Annotated in this window: 12 protein-coding genes and 1 pseudogene; 2 read left to right on the forward strand and 11 right to left on the reverse strand. The window is 44.2% G+C overall.

Going from position 1 to position 12,815, the window contains the following annotated elements; translation table 11 throughout:
• Positions 1 to 499 precede the first annotated feature (499 nt).
• The 11 genes and pseudogenes from ACE15A_RS12120 to agaR form a co-directional block, all read right to left on the reverse strand.
• A complete protein-coding gene (locus ACE15A_RS12120; protein ID WP_023247672.1) occupies positions 500 to 1,981 on the reverse strand; it encodes a DUF2264 domain-containing protein in 1,482 nt (493 codons plus the stop codon).
• Positions 1,982 to 2,169: 188 nt separating this feature from the next.
• A complete protein-coding gene (locus ACE15A_RS12125; RefSeq protein WP_023247673.1) occupies positions 2,170 to 3,795 on the reverse strand; it encodes a sulfatase in 1,626 nt (541 codons plus the stop codon).
• Positions 3,796 to 3,845: 50 nt separating this feature from the next.
• Positions 3,846 to 5,027, reverse strand: coding sequence for an anaerobic sulfatase maturase (locus tag ACE15A_RS12130; RefSeq protein WP_164984591.1), 1,182 nt, complete (start codon positions 5,025 to 5,027; stop codon positions 3,846 to 3,848).
• 337 nt (positions 5,028 to 5,364) lie between these two features.
• Positions 5,365 to 6,423, reverse strand: coding sequence for a glycoside hydrolase family 105 protein (locus ACE15A_RS12135; RefSeq protein WP_129382434.1), 1,059 nt, complete (start codon positions 6,421 to 6,423; stop codon positions 5,365 to 5,367).
• The gene (locus ACE15A_RS12140; protein ID WP_164984581.1) at positions 6,416 to 6,565 is read right to left on the reverse strand and encodes a hypothetical protein; all 150 of its coding nucleotides are present in this window, start codon (positions 6,563 to 6,565) and stop codon (positions 6,416 to 6,418) included. The genes ACE15A_RS12135 and ACE15A_RS12140 overlap by 8 nt, the downstream gene beginning before the upstream one ends.
• Positions 6,549 to 6,989 (reverse strand): PTS galactosamine/N-acetylgalactosamine transporter subunit IIA, encoded by a 441-nt coding sequence (gene agaF, locus ACE15A_RS12145; protein ID WP_053507896.1) that lies wholly within the window; start codon positions 6,987 to 6,989, stop codon positions 6,549 to 6,551. The genes ACE15A_RS12140 and agaF overlap by 17 nt, the downstream gene beginning before the upstream one ends.
• Positions 6,990 to 7,090: 101 nt before the next feature.
• A complete protein-coding gene (locus ACE15A_RS12150) occupies positions 7,091 to 7,981 on the reverse strand; it encodes a PTS system mannose/fructose/sorbose family transporter subunit IID (RefSeq protein ID WP_023247678.1) in 891 nt (296 codons plus the stop codon).
• Positions 7,971 to 8,741 (reverse strand): PTS N-acetylgalactosamine transporter subunit IIC, encoded by a 771-nt coding sequence (gene agaW / locus ACE15A_RS12155; RefSeq protein WP_023247679.1) that lies wholly within the window; start codon positions 8,739 to 8,741, stop codon positions 7,971 to 7,973. Before agaW ends, ACE15A_RS12150 begins: the two co-directional genes overlap by 11 nt.
• Positions 8,742 to 8,788: 47 nt before the next feature.
• Positions 8,789 to 9,286 (reverse strand): PTS N-acetylgalactosamine transporter subunit IIB, encoded by a 498-nt coding sequence (gene agaV / locus ACE15A_RS12160; RefSeq protein WP_023247680.1) that lies wholly within the window; start codon positions 9,284 to 9,286, stop codon positions 8,789 to 8,791.
• Positions 9,287 to 9,623: 337 nt separating this feature from the next.
• A pseudogene (locus ACE15A_RS12165) lies at positions 9,624 to 9,728 on the reverse strand (class II D-tagatose-bisphosphate aldolase non-catalytic subunit); the annotation flags it as partial.
• Positions 9,729 to 9,776: 48 nt separating this feature from the next.
• Positions 9,777 to 10,553: a transcriptional repressor AgaR gene (gene agaR, locus ACE15A_RS12170; RefSeq protein ID WP_023247681.1), complete on the reverse strand. Its 777-nt coding sequence runs from the start codon at positions 10,551 to 10,553 to the stop codon at positions 9,777 to 9,779.
• 374 nt (positions 10,554 to 10,927) lie between these two features.
• On the opposite strand from agaR, the gene ACE15A_RS12175 reads away from it, so the two are divergent.
• Together ACE15A_RS12175 and ACE15A_RS12180 are read left to right on the forward strand one after the other, a co-directional pair.
• The gene (locus ACE15A_RS12175; protein ID WP_053507895.1) at positions 10,928 to 11,113 is read left to right on the forward strand and encodes a hypothetical protein; all 186 of its coding nucleotides are present in this window, start codon (positions 10,928 to 10,930) and stop codon (positions 11,111 to 11,113) included.
• Between the two features lie 137 nt (positions 11,114 to 11,250).
• On the forward strand, positions 11,251 to 12,810 hold the full coding sequence (locus ACE15A_RS12180; RefSeq protein ID WP_024149640.1) for a sulfatase: 1,560 nt from the start codon (positions 11,251 to 11,253) through the stop codon (positions 12,808 to 12,810).
• The last annotated feature ends 5 nt before the right edge of the window (positions 12,811 to 12,815 follow it).

Below are 12,815 nucleotides of genomic sequence, written 5' to 3' on the forward strand. Positions count from 1 at the left end.
AGTCACGTGGACTGACGAATGACCAACTGTGTCTGCAGCAGTTCGGGGATGAGCATCTAAATATAGAGAAAAAACAGTACCACACAATCCTGGTGAACAAGAATTGACTGTTGCTGTGATAACTAGCATCAGTTAACAGCATCAACAAAAGTGAGTACAAACATGAGTATAAAAATAACATTAAAAAATATAAATATTAAATATCAATATGATAATTAAAAAATCACGGCTCAGCGTCGAATAAAATCTGCTGTCTCATGAGGTTTCGTTGAATCTCACAAGAGTCGTAAAAAGCGATAAAATCCACGCAATTGCGTGAATTTTATCTTTCATAGTATCTCAGATGGCATCGTAGAAATGCAGCTAAACGGAGTACGCCAGTGAATATGGCAAGCAGCGTAGTATTATTCCCGGCACGATTCATACCTTGAAGACGTCTCCAGCCCCGCCCCGCGGTATCCGTCCGCTATGATGCAAAATATGACGAGTATAAATACCACTAAAAAAAGGCCGTCATTTTAGAACTGTAACTTGTCACACCTTTGCGCAATAAATTATTTTTAGGCCGTTCAGCGCGCCCTGTAAGCCACTCTTTAAAACGTGCGGACCTTGATGGCGTGGTAAGGCCACGCGTTAATGGGGATTGCTCCTGGGTATAATCACTACGGAACGTAGCCACCACCTCTTTCGTTTCGCAAGTTCCCATCACAAACAGATTTACAGGCTCAATAGTGAAACTAAAATCCTGGAGTTCTACAGGTAATTGACGACTTTCACACGACCATAAATTAATATCGGATGCACAATACAGAGCAATATTCAGGGCACGTAATGACCAAAAACTACTGGCAGGTCCACTGTAGTTGTCCACCAATCGCTCGTCATCTGCAAATAATCCCTGCGTTGGAACACCAAAACGCATCGCCCCATTGCCAATAAAATAACGCAGTGTTGTTTCCAGAGCACGCTTCGCCTCCCCTATATGTAACGCATCTTTTGAATGACTGGCTACCGCCAGTAATGGGGCAGAAACAGCCAGGCGATAACAGGCACTGCGACCAAAAAAAGGAATGCCCTGCGGCGTCATCAAATAACGATAAGTCGTAACAAACTCCGCCATACAGGATCGAATAAATTGTGGATCATATTCAGGATTGATTTGGTCAAGCCAATATAAGGAATAGTGAAATCCCCAGGCATTGTAATAATCGTAATTACCATGCGCCCCATCCCGAAACCAACCGCCACCTACATGGAATTCTTTTATACGTTCATATTTTTCGTCGCTAACATCCCCAGAGCCATTCAAGGCACGCATTACAAATTGCACGGTTAACGGAAAAAGGTGCCAGTTATTATCAACCGTTTGTAAACCATTAACCTGATTAAACCAGCAAGTAATTTGCTGCTGTTGAGCGGAGGTTAACCGCTCCCAAACTGTTTCACGACATAGCCATAATGCCAGAGCCAAATCGGCACTTTCACAAATACGCTGATCATAATCATGAAGCTTTCCCCAGTAACCTGGATGCGTGGGATCGGTTCCCGCTAAGAACGCCTCAGTGATGATCGCCGTAATATTCAACGTTCCCCCCTTCAGATCATCCATACGCCCCTCTCCGGCAGGTTGATTTCGTAACCACACTGCCAGCGTAGGTAACACCCGACTCACGCCTTCTAAGGCATCAGTACGCGCGTTTTGCTGGCTGGGGCGTCCCGGATAATAGGCATGGGTATGTCCCCAAACAGCATAATGATCAAAAGCCTCTGCTACATAACGGACTAAATAATCACACTGATATTGCAACGAAACCTGAGAATCCTGAAACAGCTTCTGTAACCGCGTGTCGTGAATGTCATAGGGGCATTTTTTGTACCATTGCCGAATGATGTGTTGTTTAAATAACAGGCAATACATCGCTGCATCGGGATGTTCATAAGGAATTATCGGGCGGGGTTTAGCACTAATTTCCACACTCATGGTCAACATACCTGAAAAATATTATAAAGATATTAATGACAAGACTGCTTTTTAACTTAGCATTATTCGAGTCTCATGCATCACGAGATACACTCTCCAGGAATAGCTTTTCTCAACTACCTGAAAATGGGCAAATAAAAATCATCAGAGTTTAGAACTTGATGTCCTTCCCTCTGACGATTAGTCGTTTATTTTTTCGCTGATTCTTCTAATATATGGAAACGATCTTGCCCCCATGCGACAGGTTTCGGCTTATCTTTGATCCACTCATAAAAAGCAGTTTTCATTACTTTGACGCGTTCAGGAAATTGAGCAGCCAGATCCTTCGATTCCATTGGATCTTGCTTGTCATTAAATAATTTCGGAGTATTAGTTCCATCATCGTAAAAATAAAGAGTCCACTCTTGATCACGGATTGCCCATGAGGCTTTTGAAAGTTTTTCTAAATTGGGATTTTTAGGGGCTGACGGATTATTATAAGTTATCCACTTCCAGTAGCCGTACCAGAAAGGTTGATTTTCTTCACTGTAATGTTTCGCTCCCGGTCCAGCCCAGTACAGATATTGATGTGGAGAAGTCTTCGTTTTACCCGCCAGTACCGGCATAATATCTTTACCATCGACATTCATTTCATCAGGAATAGTAATCCCTGCCGCGTGTAATGCGGTAGGTAAAATGTCTAATGCGCTGATCAACGTATCGCTTTGTGTACCCGCAGGGATCTTTTTTGGCCAATATGCCACAAACGGAATATGTACCCCGCCATTATACATCTGACCTTTATAACCGCGATCCATACCATTCATTGGCATTGGAGATTCATTTACAGCACCGTTATCAGAAATGAAAAAAATGAGTGTGTTTTCCAGTTCATTTTTTTCTTTCAAGTAATTTATTATTTTGCCAATGCCTTCATCAGCAGCATTGATTGCCGCAAAATATTTATCTGCTTCCACATTACCTGTATTAAATCTCTCCATATATTTGGCTGGAGACGCTTGCTCTAACGGGATATGAGGGACGCTATATGCCAGACTGATAAAGAAAGGCTTTTGACCTGCCCGATCAATAAATTTTAGTGTTTCGTCAGTAAGATGATGCGTCAGATAACCTGGTGCAGAAATATTCTGGCTATTGCGCCAAATAGCCGGGGAATTCCATAGCGCTGCGCCAGACGCGTAATAACTATAAGAATAATCAAAACCGCGCTTTTCGGGCTCATAACCAGGTTCGCTGACAGAAATCATATTGTCATGATAATCACGGGTTTTAACGTCATCAGCAACATAATTCTTTTTGTCAATGCGTGAATTATGCCATTTACCAATGTTAGCCGTAGCATATCCATTTTCTTGAAACAGCGCTGGCAGCAATTTGATGTCCAATGGAATCCCTTTAATAGCATCATCATTACTGTAAGTACCGAAACTAGTCGGATAACGACCAGTATAAATTCCCGCACGTGATGGTCCGCACACCGGATGAGCCACAAACGCATTGGTCATTTTGACCCCGTTTTGTGCCAGTTGCGCCACATTAGGCATCGCCCGTTGTGCCGCATCAATCATTTTGTCCAAATCCCCCTGATATCGCACGGGAACCGAACGCTGACTTAGTACTTTTTTATCCAAATTATTCAAAGTGAAATCTAATTGACCAGTGCCCAGATCATCCATGATGACTAACAGCACATTAGGTTTTTCATTACCTGAGACAACGGATGTCGGTGCAGCCAATACATTGGATGCTATAGTGGAACACACCGTGGCAATCAGGCCAGCTAACAGGGTTTTTCTTCCTGCGGATAACTTCATTGTCATTCACTCCTTAATGGCTATTAAATTTATTCAGTAACGGCATAATGTCAGCCGCCACTCTGAATAATCTTGCTCATGGCCTGCATGACTGGTGCGGTGTGATAGAAGAAATGCTTGTAAGAAGCGCACAGATAATTGTGCTTATGCTTTTCTCCCGCTTGTGGGACGATACGATGTTTCGGACATCCTCCCTGACACAGAGCTTTGACCTCGCACTGCTGACACATTTGGGTCAATTTTTCCTGTTTTGCATTCCCAAAACGCTGTTGCTGGCGTGATGTAGCCAATTTTACCAGCGATGTGTTAGCAATATTACCTAACAAATAAGCCGGATAGACATAGTGATCGCAGCTGTAAATATCGCCGTTAGTTTCAATGATCAGCGCCTGACCGCACGTAGTAGCTTGCACACAGGTTGATGCCGGATATCCCATCCAGGTGCCCAGTAAACTGTCAAACTCACGTATATAGATTGAACCAACATCTTCTTTCACCCAGGCATCAAATACCGCATTCATAAAATGCCCGTAACCATCTGCCGGAACGCTAAAAGGTGATAACACGGCATCTGCTGGTGGTGAGTAATGACCCTTTGCAGGAGTCAAACAACGGGCATCAACTTCTACGATGGGAATAAACTGTAAAAAAGTGGAACCTAATGCTTTGAGCGCCTGGTAAGTCTCCCGTCCTTTATCATAGTTTTGATCGTTCACGACTGTTAGTGTATTAAAATCCACGTTGTATTCACGTAGCAACGCAATAGATTTTTTGACACGCTCAAAGGTTGGCTGACCATTAACAGCAATACGGTATTTATCATGTATCTCTGCTATTCCGTCGACAGAGACACCAATCAGAAAACGATTTTCGGCAAAAAAGTCTGCCCATTGACGATTAATAGCAATTGCATTGGTTTGAAAACTATTGGTAACCGTTTTCCCCTCAGCATATTGCTGTTGGTATGCCACAGCCTTACGATAAAAATCTAATCCAGCCAGCGTAGGTTCACCCCCTTGCCAGGCAAAATCCACCGTATCGCCGGCATGAGAACGTAAGTAATCACGGATATAGCGGCGCAACATACTGTCGCTCATTGTCTGCTCCGGGCTTTTCCGCGCATTCAGCATCGTCTCCTTTTCAAGATAAAAACAGTATTCACAATGCAGGTTGCAACGATAGCTGACAGGTTTTGCCATCATGTGAAAGTAGGCTCGTTGAGTCGGTGACATATTCATTGAAAACGAGTTCCGAAAAAATGAAACGATATCGGCTAATTTACCTAAATAAAACGACCGCTGAAATGCGCAAAATCACAAAAATGAAATAAAACGAAAGCAAAACAAAAATAAACGAAAGGTAAGCATTAAAACACGCTTCGTCGAAGAACGATAAATTAGCCAGACGAAATAGAACACACGCTAACGGTCCCTATCTGACCGCAGATAAACGGTACGATGCAGATTCCACCTGTTCGATTTCATTATTCACTACAGACCGTAAAATACGCGCAGGTTTTGTCTCTTTTGCTCTCATCACGATTCACATCAGAGACAGGCTCGTTATACCTTACTTCAAGCGCATCACTTCGGTTGCCGCTAATAAATATGCCCCGGCGCCATAGTCAATATTGTGCTCAAACTTTACATCACGTGGGTTGAACGCCGGCAATTGAACCCAACCGATCATACCATTATCGTGAATACAGCCCTGCAAAGCATCCCAGGCCTTTTCGACGACTGGCAGATAAATTTCAACTGGCAGCACCCCCTGATTCACCCCCCAACACAGCCCATAACAAAACAATGCTGTCGCGCTACTTTCCGGCGCCGGAAAACGATGGGGATCAAGCAAACTGGTACGCCATAAACCATCCTCATGCTGATAACGGATCACTTTATCTGCAAGATCAATAAAGAGATTAAGATAGCGCTGACGACCCGCATAATCTTCTGGCATGCGCGCCAGTAAACGTGGGATAGCCGCTAACACCCAACCAATACCTCGGCTCCAGAATACTTTTTGACCATTTTCTTCACGCAATTCACTGCCGTTACCATCAGGAATATAACGATGATCACGATAAAACAGTCCCGTTTCAGGATCGCGCAAATGCTCCACGGCATCCCAGAAAGCCTGATCCATATAGGCCAGATAACGAGGATCATGTGTACATTTACTTAATGCAGCAAACGTTGCGGGCGCCATAAATAACGCATCGCACCACCACCAGTCTTCACGTCCGGGTTTAGGTTCGTTGACGATGGCAGAAATGGCCTTAATCGTGGGTTCCAAAGCTTCCGGGATAGCTATCACCGGCCAAACATCCAGATATGCCTGACAACAGATTAGATCGTCAGCGAAACGTAAGTTTGGCCCGGGACGGAACCCCGTGTGCAGCGTATAATTTATCACGCCATCCAGATATTCCTGATCACTTGTTGCCAGCCAGGCGGCCGCCACACAAGACCAAAATACGCCACGTTCCCAATCGGTATCTTTGATAAAACGGACTTTACCGCTCCGGCGGATCACGCTACGAGTCTGATGCGTTGCCTGATAACGGTATACGCGCTTCATCGTTTCACTCGCCTGCTGAGCGCGAGTCTGCTGTACCATGTTACTCATGGTGAATTTTCTCCCTTGTGTCACAGGCCGGGCTGTCATTAACAACCCGCATGTAACCGGTGACATAATCAATAGCAGCGGCATCCGCATCAACGCCTTGCGGCGTCAGCAGATGCAACAACACATCAGAGCCCACTTTCATTATCACTGTTATCAACAACCAGTGCGGCAGCCAGTTCAGTACGCATGTTCTGTACGCTGGTAGCGCCAATATCCATCAGAATGTCCACCAGTTCAGCTAACGATACGCCATCACGCTCAAAAGCCGCGTTAGCGATCATCGGTAAATTAACCCCAGCCAGTAGCTCAGCATTGCGACCACTCATCAGGATATTTAGCGCACGGTTACACGGCGACCCTCCGGGAATGTCGGTTAAAAACAGTACGCCATCACCACTATCAACCCGATCAGCAGCGTTGCGTAATTCTTCTTCCAGCATGTCTGTAGACAGATTTTCCACGAAATCGACGAAAACCATTTGCGGCTGTTCACCGGCTATTGCTCGTACCGCTGATTCCATACCGGAAGCAAAATGAATATGGCCAGAGACAACAATCCCAATCATTTACAACGTCCTTACCCTAATAATCCTGAATGCATATTACTTACACCATATCCGCATGCTGCGATTGCCCACAGGCGGATACGGCGACACGAATCAATTCATTACACAATGCCCAACAGATGGCCGATAACTCCCGCAGCCAGTGTCGAAAAAATGAGAACCGGGGGTTTTGCCCAAAAGCCTGTTCCCTTCACCATTTTGAACATAAAGAACACTAACGCCAGCGGGAGCAAATTCGGCATGATCTTGTCAAACAGGGCAGTTTGTAACTCCACTGTCTTGCCACCAAGATCGATTGCCGCAGTGGTCTGTAGCCTGATAAAGGTGGCGCATAACGCTCCGATAACAAAGATCCCCATGATGTTGGCGGCTTTTGCCAACTTCTCTGTGGCATCACTCATGTTCACCATCGCCGCTGTGCCCGCGCGATAGCCCATAAACATCAAACCGAAATAGACCAAAAAATGGACAATTTGATACAGTATAAAGAACACAAATGGTCCCGCGATCGACCCTTCAATCGCAATCGATGCCCCCAGAGCCAACGTCAATGGCATCAGCGTCATATGGTCTATAGCATCACCAATACCACCGGTCGGCCCCATTCCCGCAACTTTCATGACGTTAATTGTCGACGGTTTTTCTTTGTTCTCTTCCATAGCAACCGCTGTCCCCAGCAGGAAGGTGAACAGTTTTGGACTGGCATTGAAGAACTGCAAATGGTTCTTCAGTGATTTCGCCAGGTCCGCACGGTTATTACCGTGGATTTTTTGTAATGCCGGGATAATCGAATACGCAAAACCGCCCCCCTGCATGCGTTCAAAATTGAAGTTACCTTCCATAAACAGCCCGCGGATCGCACACTTCCATAGGTCCTTACGGGAAATCACTTTACGAACCTCGGTATCCTGATAAGCATCAACGTTATCTATCAGGCTGCTTGTTTTGGCTTCCGCTACGCGGCCTTTGTCTGCGGTGATATCAGATGCCATCTTCGAAATCCTCTGCTTGTTTGGTATCGTTATTGCTGTTTTTTCCACTAAAGAAGTAGTACAGAAGGGCAATGGATGCGCCCAGAATTGCCACGGCCATAATTGGCAGCTTCAGATAAGTAGTCATCACGAAACCGATAAAGAACACCCCTGCCACTTCTTTCGACCACATGATTTTCAACAACATAGCAAAACCTATTGCCGGTACCATCTTCGCCCCAATCCCCAGACCTTCTAACAAGACCGTTGGCGTGTTTTCATCAATCCAGGCAGCAGCATGCTCACCGAAATAAACCGTCACGAAGGCAATAATGAAATAGAGCATGGAACGCGTAATCAATGTTCCCACCAATAAGCGGGAGATCCCTGCCATATCAGCTTGTTCAGCACATCTATCTGCTTTCCCCATTGTGAAGGCGGTCATTGCAAAGAATCCGATAACAATCATCTGCATCAGAACAGCGATTGGCATACCGACGCCCATAGCAACTTCCGGTGACTGCCCTGTCATAACCGCAAAAGCGACAGCAGCAATCGTCCCCATGGTCACATCAGGTGGCTGTGCGCCAGCATTAGGCACCAGACCTAGCCAGGCCAACTCCAGAGTAGCACCAGCGATCAATCCCACTTCCATATCGCCCATAATCAGGCCTACAACCGGGCCGGTAATTAAAGGACGGTGAATATTCAGGGCTACGTCGTACTTGTCGATACCGCACAAGAAGGCCCAGATTGCAACTAAAGTAGCTTCAAACAGCATAATTTCTTCCTTTATTGCCGTATGTCGTGATGCGATACGTCATGAACTCATGCACTGGCGGCTAGTTCTATGACATTGACCGGAGTCTGGTCTGGTGTGTTCTGCACGGTGCAAGTTACACCGCAGGCGAGAATGCGTCTGAAAGCATCGAGATCTTTTTCATCGACAGAAACCGTTTTGGCTATTTGACGTTTACCTTCATGGAAATGCATATTGCCCACATTGCAATGTTTAATTGGCACACCACCTTCAACCAGACGTGCAACATCCGTTGGGTTATTACACAGAATGAATACTTTCTGCTGTGGGGAGGCTTTATGGATCACGTCAATGGTTTTCTGAATACTGAAGAAACGTACGGCATATTCACCGCCCGCAGAAGCTTTCATTCCCGCCTGCATGAAAGCAGCATTTGGGCCTTCGGCGGCATCATCATTAGCGACCAGAATCAGATTAGCCTCTGTATGTTTTCCCCAGGTAATGCGGATTTGTCCGTGAAGTAAACGCTCATCGATACGAGTCCAGACGATATTTGGCTGAGTCATAAAAATATTCCTGTATTTTATTTTAAAACATAAAGCGTTATAGCTTGTGCCATACGGTTAGCTTTTCCGTCAGCATTTGGTTATTCAGTGTATTATTTTAAAAACTAAACAATAAGAAACGGGAATACCATACTCAGTAAATAATGAGGGTATTCACTATAATTAATAGCTTCTGCCATAAATAGTTACTTGCAGTATTATTGTTTTCCGCAATCCACTTTTTTCTCCCGGTAAGTTGATTGTTGCTTAATTTATTACGTTACCCCACTAACAGGCAGATGTTTCAACTTTTTCGAGCGGAATTGTAAATATTACGTCACCTTCATCGACTATTTGTCGCCAGTGTAGCCCCAATAACAAGAGGATGGGCAGAACAAACAGAATAAATTCCAATTTGTTCCCCAGCCCTGTGGCACTGAACAAGCTTTTCTAACGAAGGCATTAATTTACTCCACAATTAACATTAATAATGTCACTATGGAGTAAAGCGTTACTTCTCTTTTTCAGCGATAATGACTTCGATTCGCATATCCCGCAAGCGTTGCACATACTCTTCGGGGATATTAGAATCCGTCACCAACACATCAATATCACCAAATTCACGGATCATATGGCAACTGCGTTTCCCAAACTTCGTAGAGTCAGCAACCGCAATCACTTGCTCCGAAATATCACACATTAAGCGGTTAAGACTGGCTTCCTGCTCATTATGTGTCGTGATACCCACTCGCAAGTCAAAGCCATCAACCCCCAGAAAAACCTTGTCAAAACGCACGTTTTTCAGGCTGGCTTCAGCTTGAGAACCAGAGAAAGACATCGCACTCTTACGTAGCACACCACCGGAAATGAGGACCTCCACTCCAGGCGCTGACGCTAACTCCACAGCCACATCCAGCCCATTTGTCATGACCACCACGTTTTCTACTGATTTTAAATTGGCAGCGATTTCACGCGTGGTGGTTCCCGAATCCAGAATGACCGTATCACCATTGTTAATCAATTTTGCAGCAGCCCGCCCAATCAGGGATTTTACGTCAGAATTACGACGACTCTTTTCATTAACAGTAAGTTCAGCAATTACGCCGACGTTCGGGATAGCCGAACCGTGCGATCTGACGATATATCCGTTTTTTTCTAAAAAACTCAGGTCACTACGAATGGTGACACTTGAGACATTGAATCTTTCGGCTAAGTTTTCGACACGAGCTTTCCCCTGCCGGGTTATCACCTCAAGGATTTCCATACGCCTTTCGATTGCTGCCTTCACTTCTGTCTCCTTACGAAACCAAACAAATACCATTCGTTTGGGCTCGAATTAAGATTAATATACTTACGTTTACTTTCAAACAGAAAAAACAAAAGTTATGATCTCTTTCACAAAGTTTCGTCAGTTTGACCATATGTTTGCAAAACCTTACACGTAGGCCCCTATCATATAGCCAGCTAACATACTTTCCAATAGCACGGCTACCACGATATCTGATCAAAGATGCAATTCCGTCACAACCACAACAAAAATCAATATAAACAATAAGTTAATTGTGATATTTTTACTGATAAAGAGCAGATTTATGGTAACAAAAACACAAAAGTTCGTTACCTGGAACAAGATGATTTTTAACGAAATTCCAAATAGCACCAATGGATAATGTAGCAAAAAATGAAAATACCATTATTTACGCTGAAAAAAGAACGCAACTATTAAAGGGTAAAATCTTTGACAAAACAAAAATAGTTAATGAAAATCAATCATATAAAAAACTTACTAACAAAAAAAACTACACTCATGCTCAAAAAGAAGCCAAAAAATGCATGGTGAATCGTTGACCATTTTTGGCAAAAACTTTCACCTTGATCACAAACTCAGACTTTTCATTTTGTTTTCTTACGATTAAACAATATCGTAAGGAAATGAAAACAATAACTGAAAGACAAACGACCTATATCCATCTGGAGTAAAGAACATGTCAGTCACAAGAAGAAACTTGCTCAAAGGACTCGCAGCTTCAAGCGCATTAGGCGCAACAGCAGCAGCTGCCGGTTTAAGTGTTACACACACTACCGATACAGTTGCCACAACTAAAAAAATAACCAAGAAGCCTAATTTGTTAATCGTCTTTCCTGATGAAATGCGGGCACAGTCGCTGGGCTTTATGGGTCAGGATCAATCTATTACACCCTTTATTGATCGATTTGCGAGTCAGAGTGTCGTATTGAGGCAAGCGGTTTCGAACTACCCGCTATGTACACCTTTCCGCGGTATGTTAATGACCGGCCAATACCCATATCGCAATGGGTTACAAGGCAACTGTCATACTGGCGCAAACGGTAATTTTGGAGGGAAAGATTTTGGTATTGAGCTCAAAAAAGAAGCCATAACCTGGTCTGACATTCTTAAGAAACAAGGGTTTAGCATGGGGTACATTGGTAAATGGCACCTTGATGCGCCAGAAGCACCTTTCGTGCCAGGCTACAATAACCCAATAGAAGGACGTTACTGGAATGACTGGACACCACCAGAAAAACGCCACGGTTTCGATTTCTGGTACAGCTATGGCACTTACGACTTGCACCTCAACCCAATTTATTGGAGCAATGATACGCCTCGTGATAAGCCGTTGAAAATAAACCAATGGAGCCCAGAACATGAAGCAGATATGGCCATCAAATATCTACGCAATGAAGGGGGAAAATATCGTAATAACAACGAACCTTTTGCGCTGGTCGTTTCAATGAATCCGCCACATTCGCCGTACGATCAAGTACCACAAAAATATCTTGATCGCTTTAAAAATCAGACATCCCGCACTTTGAATAAACGCCCTAACGTAGTATGGGACAAAACGTATCAGGAAGGCTATGGACCTGAATATTTCAAAGAATATATGGCAATGATTAATGGTGTCGATGAACAATTTGGACGTATTCTGGCTGAGTTGGAGCGCCTGAAACTGGATAAAGATACGCTGGTTGTCTTCTTCTCCGATCACGGGTGTTGTATGGGTTCGAATGGTCAACCCACTAAAAATGTGCATTATGAAGAGGCCATGCGTATTCCAATGATGTTCCGCTGGCCCGGTAAACTACCCGCTTGTCAGGATGATTTGCTTTTCTCTGCCCCCGATATTTATCCGACATTACTAGGATTGATGGGCTTGGGTGAGCACATTCCAGATAACGTTGAGGGTACTGATTTCTCAAAGACTCTTATGGGACATGGTGGCGATAAACGTCCAACCTCACAATTCTATACATTTATGCCTTACGGCGGACAATCTTACGGTAGACGCGGTGTACGAACCGACCGTTATACACTGGTTATTGACCGTAAAATAGGCAAACCACTTACCTATATTTTACATGATAATAAAAATGATCCCTATCAGATGAAAAACATCGCATCAGACAATATGCCCCTGGTGAATAAACTGATTACAGAAGAGCTGATTCCATGGTTGGAACATTCAGGTGATGTTTGGCGCCCAACCGAAGTTTCAGCCAAGGCAGTAAACGCTTATATTTAATAATT

The organism is Salmonella sp. HY31 (genome assembly GCF_042604575.1).
In the GTDB taxonomy this organism is placed as follows: Bacteria; Pseudomonadota; Gammaproteobacteria; order Enterobacterales; family Enterobacteriaceae; genus Salmonella; species Salmonella diarizonae.